This window comes from Sphingoaurantiacus capsulatus (assembly GCF_042648405.1).
Lineage (GTDB): Bacteria > Pseudomonadota > Alphaproteobacteria > Sphingomonadales > Sphingomonadaceae > Sphingoaurantiacus > Sphingoaurantiacus capsulatus.
Window position 1 is genome coordinate 507,374 of sequence record NZ_JBHRXV010000011.1, and the last position, 17,324, is coordinate 524,697.

16 protein-coding genes are annotated in these 17,324 nt (G+C 67.7%); 5 read left to right on the forward strand and 11 right to left on the reverse strand.

Annotation, left to right across the window (positions count from 1 at the left end; genetic code table 11):
- Positions 1–22 precede the first annotated feature (22 nt).
- The 6 genes from ACFOMD_RS14715 to hisI all read right to left on the reverse strand — a co-directional run bounded on the left by ACFOMD_RS14715 (position 23) and on the right by hisI (position 6,889).
- Entirely contained in the window at positions 23–2,206 is a 2,184-nt protein-coding gene (locus ACFOMD_RS14715; protein WP_380862695.1) for a 3-hydroxyacyl-CoA dehydrogenase NAD-binding domain-containing protein, read from the reverse strand.
- Between the two features lie 133 nt (positions 2,207–2,339).
- Entirely contained in the window at positions 2,340–3,551 is a 1,212-nt protein-coding gene (locus ACFOMD_RS14720; RefSeq protein ID WP_380862697.1) for an acetyl-CoA C-acetyltransferase, read from the reverse strand.
- A gap of 20 nt (positions 3,552–3,571) precedes the next feature.
- Positions 3,572–5,365, reverse strand: coding sequence for an acyl-CoA dehydrogenase C-terminal domain-containing protein (locus ACFOMD_RS14725; RefSeq protein WP_380862699.1), 1,794 nt, complete (start codon positions 5,363–5,365; stop codon positions 3,572–3,574).
- Position 5,366: 1 nt separating this feature from the next.
- Positions 5,367–5,816 (reverse strand): MerR family transcriptional regulator, encoded by a 450-nt coding sequence (locus tag ACFOMD_RS14730; RefSeq protein WP_380862701.1) that lies wholly within the window; start codon positions 5,814–5,816, stop codon positions 5,367–5,369.
- A gap of 54 nt (positions 5,817–5,870) precedes the next feature.
- Positions 5,871–6,533: an NAD(P)H-binding protein gene (locus tag ACFOMD_RS14735; protein ID WP_380862703.1), complete on the reverse strand. Its 663-nt coding sequence runs from the start codon at positions 6,531–6,533 to the stop codon at positions 5,871–5,873.
- Positions 6,530–6,889, reverse strand: coding sequence for a phosphoribosyl-AMP cyclohydrolase (gene hisI, locus ACFOMD_RS14740; RefSeq protein WP_380862705.1), 360 nt, complete (start codon positions 6,887–6,889; stop codon positions 6,530–6,532). Before hisI ends, ACFOMD_RS14735 begins: the two co-directional genes overlap by 4 nt.
- A gap of 113 nt (positions 6,890–7,002) precedes the next feature.
- Here hisI and purF point away from each other — a divergent pair, with 113 nt between their 5' ends.
- Together purF and ACFOMD_RS14750 are read left to right on the forward strand one after the other, a co-directional pair.
- Positions 7,003–8,463: an amidophosphoribosyltransferase gene (purF, locus tag ACFOMD_RS14745; protein ID WP_380863455.1), complete on the forward strand. Its 1,461-nt coding sequence runs from the start codon at positions 7,003–7,005 to the stop codon at positions 8,461–8,463.
- Between the two features lie 2 nt (positions 8,464–8,465).
- A complete protein-coding gene (locus ACFOMD_RS14750) occupies positions 8,466–9,182 on the forward strand; it encodes an SDR family NAD(P)-dependent oxidoreductase (protein ID WP_380862707.1) in 717 nt (238 codons plus the stop codon).
- A gap of 102 nt (positions 9,183–9,284) precedes the next feature.
- On the opposite strand, the gene def is transcribed toward ACFOMD_RS14750, so the two are convergent.
- Positions 9,285–9,818, reverse strand: a complete 534-nt coding sequence (gene def / locus ACFOMD_RS14755; protein WP_380862709.1) for a peptide deformylase — start codon at positions 9,816–9,818, stop codon at positions 9,285–9,287.
- A gap of 63 nt (positions 9,819–9,881) precedes the next feature.
- The gene (recR, locus tag ACFOMD_RS14760; protein WP_380862711.1) at positions 9,882–10,478 is read right to left on the reverse strand and encodes a recombination mediator RecR; all 597 of its coding nucleotides are present in this window, start codon (positions 10,476–10,478) and stop codon (positions 9,882–9,884) included.
- Between the two features lie 105 nt (positions 10,479–10,583).
- Here recR and fmt point away from each other — a divergent pair, with 105 nt between their 5' ends.
- From fmt to ACFOMD_RS14775, 3 genes are all read left to right on the forward strand, one after another.
- Positions 10,584–11,483 carry a methionyl-tRNA formyltransferase gene (gene fmt / locus ACFOMD_RS14765; RefSeq protein WP_380862713.1) on the forward strand — a complete coding sequence of 300 codons (900 nt, stop codon included), beginning with the start codon at positions 10,584–10,586 and terminating at the stop codon, positions 11,481–11,483.
- Entirely contained in the window at positions 11,480–12,232 is a 753-nt protein-coding gene (gene truA / locus ACFOMD_RS14770; protein WP_380862715.1) for a tRNA pseudouridine(38-40) synthase TruA, read from the forward strand. Before fmt ends, truA begins: the two co-directional genes overlap by 4 nt.
- 120 nt (positions 12,233–12,352) lie before the next feature.
- On the forward strand, positions 12,353–12,613 hold the full coding sequence (locus tag ACFOMD_RS14775) for a hypothetical protein (protein ID WP_380862717.1): 261 nt from the start codon (positions 12,353–12,355) through the stop codon (positions 12,611–12,613).
- A gap of 3 nt (positions 12,614–12,616) precedes the next feature.
- Here the strand turns inward: ACFOMD_RS14775 and ACFOMD_RS14780 are convergent, their stop codons facing one another.
- Genes ACFOMD_RS14780 through ACFOMD_RS14790 form a run of 3 tightly spaced genes read right to left on the reverse strand, consistent with a single transcriptional unit; the run spans position 12,617 to position 17,323 of the window.
- Entirely contained in the window at positions 12,617–14,530 is a 1,914-nt protein-coding gene (locus ACFOMD_RS14780; protein WP_380862719.1) for an XrtA/PEP-CTERM system amidotransferase, read from the reverse strand.
- Position 14,531: 1 nt separating this feature from the next.
- Complete coding sequence (gene xrtA / locus ACFOMD_RS14785) at positions 14,532–16,091, reverse strand: exosortase A (protein WP_380862721.1); 1,560 nt, start codon at positions 16,089–16,091, stop codon at positions 14,532–14,534.
- Complete coding sequence (locus tag ACFOMD_RS14790) at positions 16,088–17,323, reverse strand: TIGR03087 family PEP-CTERM/XrtA system glycosyltransferase (RefSeq protein ID WP_380862723.1); 1,236 nt, start codon at positions 17,321–17,323, stop codon at positions 16,088–16,090. The genes xrtA and ACFOMD_RS14790 overlap by 4 nt, the downstream gene beginning before the upstream one ends.
- Position 17,324 lies beyond the last annotated feature (1 nt).

Below are 17,324 nucleotides of genomic sequence, written 5' to 3' on the forward strand. Positions count from 1 at the left end.
GGGCTCATCTTGAGCCGCCTCCTCAGGCCGCCTTCTTCGCCTTCGCGGCGTTGCCGTAGAAGCTCTCGCCCTTCGCGGCCATGTCGCGGAGCAGTGCCGGCGGGCTGAAGCGTTCGCCGTGCTTCTGCGCGAGGCGGTCGAGCGTCGCGACGACGTTGGCGATACCGAGCGTGTCCATGTGGCTGAACGGGCCGCCGGTGTGCGGCGCGAAGCCCCAGCCGAAGATGGCGCCGAGGTCGCCGTCCTCGGGCGTCTCGAGCACGCCTTCGGCAAAGCAGCGCGCTGTCTCGACGAGCTGGCGGAAGACGATGCGCTCGCGCACCTCCTCCGGGCTCGGCTGCACGTCGCTCTGCGGGAAAGTCGCGCCGAGGTCGGGCCACAGGTGCTTCTTGCCGTCGGCGGGATAGGCATAAAAGCCCTTGCCGTTCTTGCGGCCGAAGCGCTCGGCGCCGACCATCGTCTCGATGACCTGCTCGCCCGGCCCGCCCTTGTAGGCGTCGCCGAGGTCCTTCTTGGTCGCCTGCGCAACCTTGTAGCTGAGGTCGAGGCCGACTTCGTCGTTCACCGCGAGCGGGCCGACAGGCATGCCGGCCATCTTGCCGACATTCTCGATCAGCGCCGGGCCGACGCCCTCGCCGAGCATCGTCAGGCCTTCCTGCACATAGGTGCCGAAGCAGCGCGAGGTGTAGAAGCCGCGGCTATCGTTGACGACGATCGGCGTCTTCTTGATCTGCTGGACATAATCCAGCGCCTTCGCAATGGCTCCCGGCCCGGTCTTCTTACCAACGATGATCTCGACCAGCGGCATCTTCTCGACCGGCGAGAAGAAGTGGATGCCGATGAAGTTCGCCGGCTTGGTCCACGCTTCAGCGAGGCCGGTGATCGGCAGCGTCGAGGTGTTCGAACCGAAGATGGTGTCGGCGCCGACGACGGCTTCCGTTTTCTTGGTGACCTCGGCCTTGATCTCGCGCGTCTCGAACACCGCCTCGATGATCAGGTCGCAGCCCTTCAGGTCGTCGTAGCTGGTCGTCGCGTGGATGCGGCCGAGGATCTCGGCGGTCTTCTCCGGCGAGGCCTTCTTCTTGGCGAGGCGGTCGGCCGTGTACTGCTTGCCCTTGTCCGCCGCTTCCTGGCTCTGGTCGAGCAGCACCACCTCGATGCCGGCCTGCGCCGACACCATGGCGATGCCCGCGCCCATCAGGCCGGCGCCGAGCATGCCGACCTTCTTCGTCGGCATCGGCGCAATGCCCGCCGGGCGGCGCGCGCCGCGCTCGGCAGCCTGCTTGTTGACGAACAGCGTGCGGATCATGTTGCCCGCTTGCGGATCGGCGACGAGCTTGGCGAAATATTTGCTCTCGACGCGGATCGCCGTGTCCATCGGGAGCTGCGAGCCCTCGTAGACCGCCGACAGGATGGCGATCGGCGCGTTCATATTGTGGAAGGTCTTCGCCGCCAGCATCGCGGTGCCGCCGACGAAGGTCTGCGCGAACGCCGGATTGAAGCCGCCGACGCCGCCCGGGAACTTGAAGTTCTTCTGGTCCCACGGCTGCACGCCGCCCGCCGGGTTCGCCTTCACCCAGGCCTTGGCCTTGTCGACGACGTGGTCTGCGGGCGCGACCTCATGCACCACGCCGAAGCCCAAGGCTTCCTGCGGGCTCATGAACTTGCCCTGCGTCAGGTACATCAGCGCCGCCTGCACGCCCATCAGGCGCGGCAGCCGCTGCGTGCCGCCGGCGCCCGGCAGCAGGCCGACGAGCACTTCCGGAAGGCCGAGCTGGATCTTTGGATTGTCGGCGACGATGCGGTGGTGCGTCGCGAGGCAGACCTCGAGCCCGCCGCCGAGCGCCAGGCCGTTGATCGCGGCGGCCACCGGCTTGCCGCAGGTTTCCAGCCGGCGGAACAGCTTGTTCAACTCGAACACGCCGTCGAACAGCTTCGCCATCTTCGAGCGGCCGTCGTCGCCGCTGCCGGCCCCGCCGAACATGCTGCCCATGCCCTTCAGGTCGGCACCGGCCATGAAGCCGGTCTTCTTACCGCTGGTGATGACGGCGCCCTTGACGGCGTCATCGGTGGCGATGCGCTCGATGAGCGTGCCGAGGTCGCGGGTCAGCTCGCCGGTGATGACGTTCATCGTCTGGCCGGGGACGTCGATCGTCAGCAGCGCGATGCCGTCGGCGTCGAGGTCGAACTTGATCGTTTCGGTCATTGTCCAGGTCCCTACCCTGTCGTCGTCCCCGCGAAGGCGGGGATCCAGTCCTCAAGCAACCTGCCAGCTACCGCTGGCGCCTTTTACCGGGCTGGGTCCCCGCCTTCGCGGGGATGACGAGTTGTTGTGTGCGTCAGACGCGCTCGATGATGGTGGCGGTGCCCATGCCGGCGCCGACGCAGAGATTGATGAGCGCGGTGCCCTTGCCCGTCCGCTCAAGCTCGTCGAGCACGGTGCCGAGGATCATCGCGCCGGTGGCACCGAGCGGATGGCCCATCGCGATGGCACCGCCGTTGACGTTGACCTTCGCATGGTCGAGCCCGAGCGCCTGCATGTAGCGCAGCACGACGGAGGCAAACGCCTCGTTCAGCTCGTAGAGGTCGATGTCGCCCGTCTCCATGCTGGCGCGCTTCAGCACCTTCGCCGACACGAACTCGGGGCCGGTCAGCATGATCGACGGCTCGGAGCCGATCGAGGCCATGGCGCGGATACGGGCCCGCGGCTTCAGGCCGTATTTCTCGCCCATTTCCTTGTTGCCGATCAGCACCGCAGCGGCGCCGTCGACGATGCCCGACGAATTGCCGCCGTGGTGGACGTGGTTGACCTTCTCCACCTCGGGATAGCGCTGCAGCGCGATGGCGTCGAAGCCGGGCATCTGCTCGCCCATCGCCGCGAAGGCAGGCGCGAGGCCGGCGAGCGACTGCATGTCGGTCTGCGGGCGCATATGCTCGTCATGCGCGAGCACGACTTCGCCGATCACGTCCTTCACCGGCACGATCGACTTGCCGAACCGGCCTTCCTTCCAGGCCTGCGCGGCGCGCTTCTGGCTCTCGACGGCATAGGCATCGACGTCGTCACGGCTGAAGCCCCACTTGGTGGCGATCAGGTCGGCGCCGATGCCCTGCGGCATGAAATAGGTCTTGTAGGCGACCGCCGGGTCCATCGCCCAGGCGCCGCCGTCGGCGCCCATCGGCACGCGCGACATGCTCTCGACGCCGCCGCCGATCGCGAACATCGCCTCGCCAGCCATCACCTTCGCCGCGGCCATGTTCACGGCTTCGAGGCCGCTGGCGCAGAAGCGGTTGATCTGCACGCCCGCCGTGGTCTGGGCATAGTCGGCGTTGAGCACCGCGACGCGCGCGATGTCGGCGCCCTGCTCGCCCACCGGCGAAACGCAGCCGAACACCACGTCATCGACGTCGGCGGTGTCGATCGGGCTGCGGTCGGCGATCGCCCTCAGCACCTGCGTGCCGAGCTGGATCGGGGTGATCTCGTGAAGCGCGCCGTCCTTGCGGCCCTTGCCGCGCGGGGTGCGGACTGCGTCGTAGATATAAGCTTCGGCCATCGTCCTGCTCCCTCGTAAATTCAGAATGCCTCGACCGGCATCGCCATCAGCGCTTCCGATCCCGCCTCGATCTTGCGGCGATAGCCGCCGGCGAGCGGGAACTGGCTTTCGGCATAGTGCCGCGCGGTGATCAGCTTCGCCTCGTGGAACGCGGTGTCGGTGGTGCCGCCGTCGAGTTCGGCGTGCGCCGCCTTCGCCATCAGCAGCCACATGTGCCCGAGCGCGACCACGCCCATCAACTGCATGTAAGCATAGGCGGCCGACCCGGCGTTGTTCGGGTTCTGCATTGCGTTCTGCATCAGCCACATCGTCGCCGCCTGCAGCTCGCCAATCGCCTTTTCGAGGCCGGTGGCCAGCGGCGCCAGCCGCTCGTCGCCCTTGGCGTCGGCGACCGCTTGGCCCACCAGCTGGAAATAGGCCATCACGCCGCGCCCGCCGTTCGAGCCGAGCTTGCGGCCGACGAGGTCCATCGCCTGGACGCCGTTGGTGCCCTCGTAGATCTGCGCGATGCGCGCGTCGCGGACGAACTGCTCCATGCCCCATTCGGCGATGTAGCCGTGGCCGCCATAGACCTGCTGCGACGCGGTGGCGATGTCATAGCCCTTGTCGGTGAACACGCCCTTGATGACCGGCGTCAGCAGCGAGATCAGGTCGTCGGCGGCCTGCCGCTCCTCCTCGGTCTGCGCCTTGTGGCTGAGATCGACCTGCAGCGCCCCCCACAGCGCCAGCGCGCGGGCGCCTTCGGCAAAGGCGCGCCCGTCCATCAGCATCCGGCGCACGTCGGGGTGCACGATGATCGAATCCGCCTTGGCGTCGGCCTCGGCCGGGCCGGTCAGCGCGCGGCCCTGTTTGCGGTCCTTCGCGTAGGTGACAGCGTTCTGGTAGGCGACCTCGGCAATGCCGAGGCCCTGCAGCCCGACGCCGAGGCGCGCGGCGTTCATCATGATGAACATGGCCTTCAGGCCCTTGTTGGCTTCGCCGACCAGATAGCCGGTGGCGGCGTCATAGTTCATCACGCAGGTCGAATTGCCGTGGATGCCCATCTTGTGCTCGATCGAGCCGCACTGGAGGCTGTTGCGGTCGCCCAGCGCGCCGTCGTCGCCCACCATGAACTTCGGCACGATGAACAGGCTGATGCCCTTCACATTGTCCGGCGCGCCGGCGATCTTCGCCAGCACGAGGTGGACGATGTTCTCCGACAGGTCATGCTCGCCGGCCGAGATGAAGATTTTGGTGCCGGTGATCTTGTAGCTGCCGTCGGCCTGCGGGTCCGCCTTGGTGCGGATGAGGCCTAGGTCGGTGCCGCAATGCGGCTCGGTCAGGTTCATCGTGCCGGTCCAGCGGCCATGCACCATGTTCGGCAGATATTTCTGCTTCTGCTCGTCCGAGCCGGCGACGTTGATCGCGGCGATCGCGCCGTGGGTCAGCCCCGGATACATGCCGAACGCCATGTTGGCGGAGATCAGATATTCCTCGAACGCCATCGAGATCGGGTGCGGCAGCTCCTGCCCGCCATAGGCCGACGGCCCCGACAGCGTGTTCCAGCCGCCCTCGCAGAATTGCTTGTAGGCCTCCTTGAAGCCGGTCGGCGTCGTCACCGAGCCATCGTCGTTCCGGGTGCAGCCCTCGCGGTCGCCGACCTGGTTGAGCGGCTGCAGCACGCCCTCGACGAACTTGGCGCCCTCTTCGAGGATCGCGCCGACGAGGTCGGGGGTCGCGTCGGCGAAGCCCGGCAGGTTCGAATATTTGTCGAGCTGAACGATATGGCGCAGCACGAACTGCGTATCCTTCAGGGGCGCGCGATAGGTCGGCATGTCAGGCTCCGGTGGCTGTGGCGCCGTTCGACGGCACCATGTCTTCAAGCATCGCGACGAAACCTTTCAGTTCGTCGATCATGTCGTCGATGTCGGCGCGCTGTTCGGACAGCACGCCGATCCGCTCGCGGCACAGCTCGATGGTCAGCTTGCGCTGCCGCGTGCGGCCGTCGCCCTCATTGTGCAGATCCAGCATCTCACGGATTTCGGCGAGGCTGAACCCCACCCGCTTGCCGCGCAGGATCCAGGCGAGCCGCGCGCGGTCGCGCCGCGAATAGATGCGGCTCTGGCCCTGCCGCTGCGGGCTGATCAGCCCCTGGTCCTCATAGAAGCGGATGGCGCGCGGCGTGACGTTGAAGGCGAGCGCGAGGTCGGTGATCGTGTAGCTCTCGGCCTCGGCGCTGGTCCGCGCCGCGGCAGGCGATTTCGCAAAGAGCGATTCATCGTTCATCGGCCGCGGACGCTAGTTGACGTTTACGTTAACGTCAACTGAGCCGAGCCCGCCTCAAGCGAAGCCCTGATCCAGGATGTCGAGCTGCTGGTTCTCGTAGAGATAGCGCCCCGGATCGGTCGCGCCGGTCAGCTCGACGATAGCGCGCGCCACCGTGTCGGCGCGGGTGGCGCGGTAGCGGCGCAGCGGCCCCCGCATCAGCCAGTGCAACCGCGGCACGATGATCTGCGCCATTCGCTCACCGAGCCGCCGCTGCTTGCGATTGCCGATCAGCAGGCCGGGCCGGATGACGTCGACGCGCTCGAAGCCGAGCTTGCTGACCGCGACCTCCACCTCCCCTTTCACCGAGAGATAATAGGTGCTGCTGCCGCGCTTGGCGCCGACCGAGGAGACGAGGATGAACTGCCGGGCGCCGAGCTTCAGCGCGGCCTTGGCGAAGGCCATGACATAGTCATGATCGATCCGGCGGAAGCCGCCCTTCGACCCCGCCTGCTTCATCGTGGTGCCGAGGCAACAGATGGCGATGTCGATCTGCTCCATCTCCAAGGTGCTGATACCGTCGTGCAGCAGCCGTTCGAAGCTGATCTTGCGTTCGTAGCGTGCCTTGGGCTCGCGCCGCACGAAGCTGACGAGGCCGACCTCGCCGCTCGCCCACAGCCGCCGCGCCGCTTCGCGCCCGACGAGGCCGGTGCCGCCGATCAGCGCGACCTGCGTCACCGCACCAACTGCCCGCCGTCAATCAAGCGATAAAAGCAGGTCGTCTCGCCGGTATGACAGGCCGGGCCCGCCGGGCGGACCTTCAGCCATACCGCGTCCTGATCGCAGTCGATGCGAGCCTCCACCACCTGCTGCACGTTCCCCGAGGTTGCGCCCTTGTGCCACACCTCCTGCCGGGATCGAGACCAGTAATGGGCCTCCCCCGTCGCGAGCGTCCGCGCCAACGCCTCGGCGTTCATGTGCGCCACCATCAGCAACTCGCCGGTGGCGGCATCGGTTGCAACCGCCTGGACGAGCCCGCGCTCGTCGTAGCGCGGCATGAGTTTCAAAGTGGTTTCCAGCTCGGCGTGGCTCATGGTTTTTCCGATGGCCCGTTTCACATTGATGACGCAAGGGGGCGACAAAGCGCACCCCGCCTCCTATATGCCCCGCGACGGCTGGCCAAGGACTCGGAGTCATCGTGGACAACATGCTTACGACGCATCCGTTCGACGACGATAAGCTTCGGGAGGAGTGCGGCGTTTTCGGCGTGTATGGCGCCGAGGGAGCCGCCGCGATGACCGCGCTTGGGCTGCACGCGCTGCAGCACCGCGGCCAGGAAGCCGCCGGCATCACCACCTTCGACGGCAAGACCTTCCACAGCCACCGCGCCGAAGGCCATGTCGCCGGCAATTTCGACAGCGAGCATGTCATCGCCCGCCTGCCCGGCACCGTCGCCGCCGGCCATGTCCGCTATTCGACGACCGGCGACACCGCGCTGCGGAACGTCCAGCCGCTGTTCGCCGAGCTGGTGTCGGGCGGCTTCGCCGTCGCGCACAACGGCAATATCTCGAACGCGACCAAACTCCGCCGCGAGCTGGTGCGCCGCGGCTCGATCTTCCAGTCGACCAGCGACACCGAGACGATCATCCATCTCGTCGCGACCAGCACGTACCGGACGCTGCTCGACCGCTTCATCGACGCGCTGAAGCAGCTCGAGGGCGCCTACAGCCTGATCTGCCTGACCCCCGAGGGCATGCTCGCCTGCCGCGATCCGCTCGGCATCCGGCCGCTGGTGCTCGGCCGCCTCAACGACGCCTATATCCTCGCCTCGGAGACGGTGGCGCTCGACGTGGTCGGCGCGACCTTCCTGCGCTCGATCGAGCCGGGCGAGCTGGTGGTGATCAACGAGCGCGGCCTGCGCTCGCTACGGCCCTTCGAGTCGTTCCGCCCGCGCCCGTGCATCTTCGAACATGTCTATTTCTCGCGGCCCGATTCGATCGTCGACGGCTCGAGCGTCTACCAGGTGCGCAAGCGCATTGGGCAGCAGCTCGCCATCGAAAGCCCGATCGACGCCGACATCGTCGTCCCCGTCCCCGATTCGGGCACGCCGGCGGCGATCGGCTATGCGCAGCAATCGGGTATTCCGTTCGAACTGGGCATCATCCGCAGCCACTATGTCGGCCGCACCTTCATCCAGCCGGGCGACCAGATCCGCAACCTCGGCGTCAAGCTGAAGCACAACGCCAACCGCGCGCTGATCGACGGCAAGCGCATCGTGCTGATCGACGATTCGATCGTGCGCGGCACTACCTCGATCAAGATCATGCAGATGCTGCGCGATGCCGGCGCCGCCGAAGTGCACATGCGCATCGCCTCGCCGCCGACCCGCCACAGCTGCTTCTACGGCGTCGACACGCCCGAGCGCGCCAAGCTGCTGGCGGCGCAGATGGACGTCGAGCGGATGCGCGAGTTCATCAAGGTCGACAGCCTCGCCTTCCTTTCCATCGACGGCCTCTACAAGGCGCTCGGCGAGGAAGGCCGCGACGACGCGGCGCCGCAGCATTGCGACGCCTGCTTCACGGGCGACTATCCGACCCGCCTGACCGACCAGGAAGAGATCGAACAGCCCGACCAGCTGTCGATGCTCGGCGAGCGGCGCGCGATCTGACCATGACGAAGACGCTTGAGGGAAAGCTGGTCCTGGTGACCGGCGCCAGCCGCGGTATCGGCGCCGCCACCGCGCTCGCGCTCGGCGCCGCCGGCGCGCATGTCCTGCTCACCGCCCGTACCGAGGGCGGGCTCGAGGAGGTTGAGACCAAAATCCACGACGCCGGCGGCAATGCGACCATCGCGCCGCTCGACCTTGCCGACAGCGACGGCATCGACCGGCTGGCGCAGGCGATCGGCGGCCGCTGGGGCCGGCTCGACGCGCTGCTGCTCAATGCCGCGATGCTCGGCGACCTGATGCCGGTGCCGCATGTGCCGGTGGCGAAGTTCGACCAGATCATGGCGCTCAACGTCGGCGCACCGTTCCGGCTGATCCGCGCATTCGATCCGCTGCTGCGCGCCGCCGACAATGGCCGCGTCGTGGCGCTGACCTCCAGCCTCGCCACCGCACCGCGCGCCTATTGGGGCCCCTACGCCGCGTCGAAGGCGGCGCTTGAAGCGCTGGTCGATACCTATGGCGAGGAAGTGCGCAACACCAGCCGCGTCCGCGCCGCGATCGTCGATCCCGGCCGCACCCGTACCAAGATGCGCGCGCAGGCCTATCCGGGCGAGGATCCGCAGACGGTGAAGCCGCCCGAAGAGGTCGCCGAGGCGATCGTGAAGCTGCTCGTCGAGGATTTCGAGCCCGGCGCACGGCTGAAGCTGGGTAAGGCGGCTTAACTCTTCCGCACCCCAACGTCCGTCATTCCGGCGAAGGCCGGAATCCATATGGTCCGCGAGATGGATCCCGGCCTTCGCCGGGATGACGGAATTATGTGGTGGTTAAGCCGCCCGGTTCGCGCGGCGGAACTTGTCGAGCTTCTTCAGCAGCATGTCGCGCTTCAGCTTCGACAGATGGTCGATGAACAAAATGCCTTCGAGGTGGTCCATCTCGTGCTGGAGGCAGGTCGCCATCAACCCGTCGAGTTCTTCCTCGTGCGGCTTGCCGTCATAGTCGAGCCACGTCACCCGCACGCGATCGGGCCGGTCGACCTCGGCGTACATCTCGGGAACCGACAGGCAGCCCTCGTTGTAGACCGACGCGTCCTCCGACTCCCAGATGATCTCGGGATTGACGAAGAAGCGCGGGTTCTTGATCGGCTTGCCCTCCGTGTCTTCCTCTTCCTGAAGGTCGATGACCAGCACGCGCTTCGGCACGCCGACCTGGATGGCGGCGAGGCCGATGCCGGGGGCGTCGTACATCGTCTCCAGCATGTCATCCATCAGGCGGCGCAGATCGTCGTCGACCGCCGCCACAGGAGTGGAGATGGTGCGCAGCCGCGCGTCGGGCGTCTCGATGATGGGCAGGATGGCCATGGCGCTCAGCTAAGTATGGCGGGGTTCCGCGTCAAGCGCGCCCGCCGTCGCAGGCGGCCTCGATCAGGAGACCGGACGCCGCGCCTTCAGCGCCTGCGCCAGCGTCCCCTCGTCGAGATAGTCGAGCTCGCCGCCCACCGGCACGCCATGCGCAAGCTGGGTGATGCGGATCGGCAGCTTCTCCAGCCGGTCGGCGACATAGTGCATCGTCGTCTGGCCCTCGAGGGTGGCGTTCATCGCCAGCACCACCTCCTCGACGCCCCCGGCGGCGATGCGCGTGACTAGCCCCTCGATGTTGAGGTCTTCCGGCCGCACGCCATCCAGCGCCGACAGCCGCCCGCCGAGCACATGATAGCGGCCCGGAAACAGCCGCGCCCGGTCGAGCGCCCACAGGTCGGCGACCTCCTCGACGACGCACAGCTGCGACACGTCGCGGCGGCTGTCGGTGCAGATACCGCAGGGGTTGCGGGTGTCGACGTTGCCGCAAGTGTCGCAGGTCGACATGTTCGCCTCGACCGCCTGCAGCGCGCGGACCAGCGGCGCCAGCGCCGTCTCGCGCCGCTTCAGCAGGTGCAGCACCGCGCGCCGCGCCGATCGCGGCCCAAGCCCCGGCAGCCGCGCGAGGGCCTGGGTCAGCGCGTCGATTTCAGGTGAAGCCATGTCTCAGGAAACTCTCACGAACATATTGTCGGATATGGAAATTCTCAGATAGGCGTGTGCGGCCGGGTTGCAATGGGGTCGCGCCCGCGATAGCCGCATCCTGTCATGCGCATCGCCTATATGGGAACCCCCGATTTCGCCGTGCCGGCGCTCGATGCGCTGGTTGCCGCCGGCCATGACGTGGTCGCGGTCTACACGCAGCCGCCGCGCCCCGCCAACCGCGGCAAGGCGCTGACCCCCTCGCCTGTCCAGCGCCGCGCCGAGGCACTGGGGGTCGAGGTGCGCTCGCCGGTCAATTTCAAAGACGAGGCCGACCGCGCCGCCTTCGCCGCGCTCGACCTCGATCTCGCGGTGGTCGCCGCCTACGGCCTGATCCTGCCGCAGGCAATCCTCGACGCGCCGCGCCGGGGCTGCCTCAACATCCACGCCTCGCTGCTGCCGCGCTGGCGGGGCGCGGCGCCGATCCAGCGCGCGATCCTCGCCGGCGATGCCGAGACCGGCGTCACCATCATGCAGATGGAGCGCGGGCTCGATACCGGGCCGATGCTGCTGAAGGGCGTGACGCCCGTCGCCGGCAAGACCGCCGGCGAACTAACCGCCGAGCTGGCGACGATGGGCGCGCAGCTCGTGATCGAGACGCTGGCGGACATGCCCGCCGCCGAGGCTCAGCCCGAAGAGGGCGTCACCTACGCCTCGAAGATCGACAAGGCGGAGGCGAAACTCGATTTCACCCAGCCCGCCGACGCGGTCGAGCGGGCGGTGCGCGCCTTCAATCCCGCGCCGGGCGGCTGGTGCCTGATCGACAGCGAGCGCGTGAAGTTTCTGGCGGCAGACGTGGTCGACGGCAGCGGCACCCCTGGTACGACGCTTGACGACACGCTGACCATCGCCTGCGGCGACGGCGCGCTGCGCCCCGCCCTGCTCCAGCGCCCCGGCAAACCGGCGATGGCCGCCGCCGACGCCTTGCGCGGCTGGCGGGTGCCGGTGGGCAGCCGCATCGAATGACCCGTTTCCGCCTGCTCGTCGAATATGACGGCCGCCCGTTCATGGGCTGGCAGCGGCAGGACCACGGCCCGAGCGTGCAGGCGGCGATCGAGGACGCCATCGCCACCGTGACCGGCGCGCCCGCCGTGCTGCACGCAGCGGGACGCACCGACGCCGGCGTTCATGCCGTCGGTCAGGTCGCTCATGTCGATATCGAGCGCCCGATTACGCCCTTCCGGCTGATGGAGGCGATCAACGCCCGCGTCCGCCCCGCGCCGGTGGCGATCCTCGCCTGCGAGGAAGCGCCCGACTTCCATGCCCGCTTCGACTGCCTCGGCCGCCGCTACCGCTACCGCATCGTCAACCGCCGCCCGCCGCTGACCGTCGACCTCGGCCTCGCCTGGCGGGTCTCCACCCCGCTCGATGCCGGCGCGATGCACGAAGCGGCGCAGCAGCTGCTCGGCCAGCATGATTTCACCACCTTCCGCGCCGCCTATTGCCAGGCGAAGAGCCCGGTGAAGACGCTCGATCGGCTCGATGTCGAGCGGATCGGCGACGAGGTGCATATCCACGCCGCGGCGCGCTCGTTCCTGCACCATCAGGTCCGATCGATGGTCGGCTGCCTGAAGCTGGTCGGCGAGGGCAAATGGAGCGCCGCCGACCTGAAAGCCGCACTCGACGCCGCCGATCGCGCCGAGCTGGGCATCAACGCCCCGCCCGACGGACTCACCTTCATGGAAGCGTGCTACCCACCCGCCGCTGTCGGCTGATTTTACAAAAGCGTCACCTTCGCCCCGCGCCAGCCGCTGCCTGCCCCCTGTAAAAACACTATTCCGCCGCTTCTGGCACGAACGTTGCTAGATTCGCACGGTCAGGGGGATTTGCGTTTCATGATGAGCAAGCGGGCCAGCGGGCCTCGACCAGTCGCGTCCAGCGGCTCGATCATCATCTGGCTGGCGGGCCTCGTCTTCGGGGTCAGCGCCGGCCTGTTGATGGTCTATCACTTCCTGATGGCGAACAACGTCGCTTCCACCCTGCCGATCGACAGCAAGCCCGGCGTGCTGAGCAGTTCGTCCGCCGCCGAAGCCAAGACCGTCAACGCCGCGCATACCGCCGCGATGAAGGAAGCGCTGAAGACCGAGACCAACTAAGGTCTAGGCTGCGGCCTTCACCGGCAGGTCGATGAGCTTGCCGAGCGATTGATCGAGCATCAGCATCTGCCACAGCAGGCGGCCATGTTCGGCGCGGCCCGCCCGATGGTCGTCGACCGCTTTCTTCAGGAACGCCGGATCAAACCAGCCGGTCTCGACTGCGGCCGATCGAGTCGCGAGCGCCTCGGCGCGTTCGGCCAGCGGCCCGCGGAACCAGTCGCTGATCGGCACGACGAAGCCCATCTTGGGGCGGTAGAGCAGCTTCTTCGGCACGTAGCGCTCCATGGCCTTCTTCATCAGCCATTTGCTCTCGCCGCCGCGAATGCGCATCTCGGGCGGCAGGCCCGCGGCCCAGGCGACCAGCTCATGGTCGAGCAGCGGCTCGCGCGCCTCGAGGCTGACCGCCATGCTGGCGCGGTCCATCTTGGTCAGGATGTCGCCGGGCAGCCAATGCTGGATGTCGGCATATTGCGCCTGCCCGAGCGCATCGTCGGCGGGCGCGTTCTTCATCGTGTCGACGTAGAGGCTGCCCGCCCAATGGCCCTGCAGCTCGCGGCGGAACGACGGGCTGAACAGATGCTGGCGCAGACGATCTGGCAGCACCGCGATGCTGTTGAAATAGGCTTCCTCGGTCGAGCGGCCGAGCGCCTCGAAGGTCGACTTGGCGCGGAACATTCGCGGCGCCCAGTCCATCTTCGGGAAGGCGCGGCCCAACGGCCCGAAGACGCTCTGCCGGAAGCCGAGCGGCAGCAGCCCCCTCACCTTCTCCTCGTTGGCGTGCAGGCGGTAGCGGCGGTAGCCGGCGAACGCCTCGTCGGCGCCGTCGCCCGACAGCGCCACGGTGACATTCTCGCGCGCCAGGGCGCAGACTCGGTAGGTCGGCAGCGCCGAGGCATCGGCGAAGGGCTCGTCGAACGCCTGCGCCAGCCGCTCGACGAGGCCGAAGTCGTTCGGGTCGACGATGCGGCTGCGGTGGTTGGTGGCGTAGCGCCGCGCGATCTCGGCGGCGTATTCGGTCTCGTCGTAGCCCGCCACGTCGAAACCGATCGAGCAGGTGTTGACCGGCGTGTCGCTCAGCTCCGCCATCAGCGCGACGACCGCCGAGGAGTCGACCCCGCCCGACAGGAAGGCGCCCAAGGGCACGTCGGCGATCATGCGAAGCTTCACCGCCTCGCGCATCCGCTCGGTCAGCTCGGCGGCGAGATCGTCGGGGTTGCCGCGATGGCGGGTGGTGAAGTCGACATCCCAGTAGCGGACGGGCGCCGGCACCGGCTTGCCCTGCCGCAGAGTCAGCGTATGCCCCGCCTGCAGCTTCTTGACACCGGCCAGCGCGCATTTCGGGTCGGGAATGTAGCCGTAGGCGAAATAATCCTCGATCGCCGTCGGATCGAGCTCCCGCGCCAGCTTCGGGTGCGGAAGCAGCGCCTTCAGCTCCGACCCGAAGATCACCTCGCCGCCGGGCAGCTCGGCATAGTGGAGCGGCTTCACCCCCAGCCGGTCGCGAGCGAGGAACAGCGTGCGGGTGCGCGCATCGTGGATCGCGAAGGCGAACATGCCGCGCAGCCGGTGAACACAGGCCTCGCCGCCTTCCAGCCAGGCGTGGAGGATGACCTCGGTATCGCTGCTGGTGCGGAAGCGGTGGCCGGCGGCCTCGAGATCGCGGCGGATCTCCTGGAAATTATAGATTTCGCCGTTGAAGACGATGGTCACCTGTCCATCGGGCGTGGCCATCGGCTGCGCGCCGGACACGAGGTCGATGATCGCGAGGCGGCGATGGCCCAGCCCCACCCCCTCGCCGCGCCAGATATCGGCGCCGTCGGGGCCGCGATGCGCCACCGCGTCAGTCATCGCGCGCAACAGCCGCTCGTCGATCGGGCGCTGTTCGCGTGTATCGAAATAGCCGGCGATCCCGCACATGTCAGTCGCGCCCCGTAACGATCGAGCGGGCGAGCAGCTGGTCGGCCGGGCCGACCCCGGCGAGGAAACGGCGCAGCGCCGGCTCGGACGAGACCAAGGTGTCGGTGCGCTCGGCGGAGATCACCACCGTCGCCGACTGCGGGTTGCCGCCGAACATGCGCGCCTTCAGCGCCTCGATCTTCGCGGCATAGGGGCTACCGACCAGCCGGTCGTTGACCCAGTAGAACTGCCACACATCACGGACATTGCGGCCAAAGTTGATCTGCGCGCCCGCTGCCCCGTGCGGTGCCGGGCGGTTGCCGGCCCAGGACCAGCCATATTCCTCTTCCTCGGGGATCGGCGGCAGGATGCCCTGCTGATAGCCGACGAGCTCGCTATCCTCGTCCTGATGGTCGTAGACGGCGATGTAGAGATCGACCGGCTGGCCCTCGGCATCGACATAGGTCGCCATCGCCTTGGCGGTGGCGCCGACATAGTTCGGCTCCCATTCGCGACCGGCGAAGTCCTGCTTGGTCCAGCCCGCCGGGGTCGGCAGCGCCAGCGCCTCGGTCGGCGCCTCGGCGCTACGCGCGGCGGTCAGCGCGGCGTAGGCGGGCGTCACGGCGGCAGCCGCGATGGCGACCGCCACCGCTTTCGCCAGTACCGGCGTTGGCGACGGCTGCGCGCCGGGCGATTGCAGCGCGGCGGGATCGATGAACGGATCATCGACCGGGCGGTCGAAGAAGCGCCAGCCGATGGCGAGCGTCAGCCCCATCACGAAGGCGAAGAAGAACCAGCCATAGATGACATGATCGACGCCGCGCGCGAATTCCGAGGTGGTGAGGTGCGCGATGTAGATGGTGCCCCAGGCGCGGAAGCCGTTGGCGACGATCGGCACGATCACCGAGGCGGCCATGAAGGCGATGCGGCGCGGCCATGACTTGAAACAGACGTTGGCGACCAGCGCGCCGAACGCCACCATCGCAATCAGGAAGCGAACACCCGAGCAGGCCTCCGCCACCTCGAAATCGCCATTGGGGATCGAGATGAAGACGCCGTCGATATAGGCGGGCACCTCGAACAGTTCGAGCAGCCACACGCAGAATTTGGCGGTGATCGTCTGGAGGTGCGGGACGAGCTGCTCGCCGACCGGGATCATGAACAGCGCGAAGAAGATCGGGAAGGTCAGCGCACGGGTGACGGCAAGGCCGAAGACCGCCGGCACCGTCGCCTGCAGCATGAACACCAGCGCGGCATGGCGGAGCAACGCGACACCCGCGAACTCGCCGACCAGCCAGACGATTCCGCCAAGCAGGATCAGCGCGGCGCCCGGCAGCCACGGCTGCGGCGCCATCTTCGCGAGGCCCTCCTTCCGCTGCCACACCAGCCAGGCAATGATCGGCGGGATGAGCAGGCAGTGGCCGAAGGTCGAATTGTCCCACCAGGTCCAGGCGAGATGCGCGGTATCCTTGTAGAGCAGCAGCAGGATCGCCGCGACGACGACGCCCCACGCAAGGCCATAGCGCCACCAGGCGGCACGATGCGTCCCCTCGCCGCCCGCCGGGATTGCCGCGGCGGTCATTGCGCGGATACCAGTGCGGGCTGCGGCGCCTTCAGGCCGATGATGTCGTCGAGCATGGCGAGGCTGGCGTCCCAGTCATAACGCGCGATCACCTGCGCACGCGCCGCGGCGCCCATCGCCTGTGCCCGCGCCGTGTCGCGCAGCAACTCGTCGATGCGGTCGGCAAAGGCGCCCGGTTCGTCGGCGAGCAGCAGATGCTCGCCCGGCGCCGCCTCGATGCCCTCGAAGGCAGCGGCGGTCGCCACCACGGGGCGCGCCATCGCCATCGCCTCCAGCACCTTGTTCTGGATGCCGCGCGCGATGCGCAGCGGCGCGACGCAGACGTCGGCAGCGGCGAGATGCGGGCGCATGTCCTCGACCCGGCCGGTGACGACGACGCCATTCTTGCCGTCGAGCCGCTTCACCTCGGGCGCCGGCTTCGATCCGACGATCTTGAAGGTCGCGCCCGCGTGCTTCTTGCGCACTTCCGGCCAGATTTTCTCGGCGAACCAGCTCACCGCGTCGATGTTCGGCCGATAGTCCATCGCGCCGCTGAACACGATCACCGGCCCGGTTGCAGCCGGCAGCGGCGCAAAGCCGGCGGCGGGGTCGAAATAGCGATAGTCGACGCCGTTGTTCATCGCCTTGACGGTATGCGCGTAGGAGCCGGCGAGCTTCCTGAACACCGCGGCCTCGGCTTCCGAGACGAACAGGCTCGCCTGGAAATGGTGGGTGGCGTATTTTTCGAGCGCGCGCAGCAGCTTCGCTTCACGCTTGTACATCACCTGGCGCAGGCCCGGTCGCGCCTCGACGGCATATTGCCGCCACTTCTCCGAATCCACGTCGACGAAGTCCATGATGCCCTTGCGCCCGCCGAGGTGCGGCAGCGCATAGGGCGCCATCTGGCTGGAGAAGGCGACGATGGTAGTGATGCGGTTCTGGCGCAGCACCTGCTTCACCCATTTCACCATCGCCGGGTCGTAGTAGAGCGCCAGCGACAACGCATCGCCGCCCATCAGCCCGCGCAACGCGCGCTTCCAGCGGTCGGACGGCTTCAGCGGCATCAGCTTCACCTCGCCGCAGATCGAGCGAAGCTTGGCCGCATGCGCCATGTCGGCGGGATCGTCGACGAAGGCGCCGAGATGCACCGTCGCCCGCTCGGCGAGATGCTTCAGCATGTGCCACGAGCGGATCTTATCGCCCTTGTCGGGCGGGTACGGTATGCGGTGCGCGAGGAAGAGGATATCCGACATA

Excerpts from the sequence above, each read along its gene's own strand:
- recR (WP_380862711.1), bottom strand. The coding sequence starts at position 10,478 with ATGGCTTCACCTGAAATCGACGCGCTGACCCAGGCCCTCGCGCGGCTG.
- ACFOMD_RS14715 (WP_380862695.1), bottom strand. The coding sequence starts at position 2,206 with ATGACCGAAACGATCAAGTTCGACCTCGACGCCGACGGCATCGCGCTG.
- ACFOMD_RS14750 (WP_380862707.1), top strand. The coding sequence starts at position 8,466 with ATGACGAAGACGCTTGAGGGAAAGCTGGTCCTGGTGACCGGCGCCAGC.
- ACFOMD_RS14790 (WP_380862723.1), bottom strand. The coding sequence starts at position 17,323 with ATGTCGGATATCCTCTTCCTCGCGCACCGCATACCGTACCCGCCCGAC.
- purF (WP_380863455.1), top strand. The coding sequence starts at position 7,003 with ATGCTTACGACGCATCCGTTCGACGACGATAAGCTTCGGGAGGAGTGC.
- ACFOMD_RS14775 (WP_380862717.1), top strand. The coding sequence starts at position 12,353 with ATGATGAGCAAGCGGGCCAGCGGGCCTCGACCAGTCGCGTCCAGCGGC.
- fmt (WP_380862713.1), top strand. The coding sequence starts at position 10,584 with ATGCGCATCGCCTATATGGGAACCCCCGATTTCGCCGTGCCGGCGCTC.
- ACFOMD_RS14780 (WP_380862719.1), bottom strand. The coding sequence starts at position 14,530 with ATGTGCGGGATCGCCGGCTATTTCGATACACGCGAACAGCGCCCGATC.
- ACFOMD_RS14730 (WP_380862701.1), bottom strand. The coding sequence starts at position 5,816 with ATGAACGATGAATCGCTCTTTGCGAAATCGCCTGCCGCGGCGCGGACC.
- xrtA (WP_380862721.1), bottom strand. The coding sequence starts at position 16,091 with ATGACCGCCGCGGCAATCCCGGCGGGCGGCGAGGGGACGCATCGTGCC.
- ACFOMD_RS14725 (WP_380862699.1), bottom strand. The coding sequence starts at position 5,365 with ATGCCGACCTATCGCGCGCCCCTGAAGGATACGCAGTTCGTGCTGCGC.
- ACFOMD_RS14720 (WP_380862697.1), bottom strand. The coding sequence starts at position 3,551 with ATGGCCGAAGCTTATATCTACGACGCAGTCCGCACCCCGCGCGGCAAG.
- def (WP_380862709.1), bottom strand. The coding sequence starts at position 9,818 with ATGGCCATCCTGCCCATCATCGAGACGCCCGACGCGCGGCTGCGCACC.
- truA (WP_380862715.1), top strand. The coding sequence starts at position 11,480 with ATGACCCGTTTCCGCCTGCTCGTCGAATATGACGGCCGCCCGTTCATG.
- hisI (WP_380862705.1), bottom strand. The coding sequence starts at position 6,889 with ATGAGCCACGCCGAGCTGGAAACCACTTTGAAACTCATGCCGCGCTAC.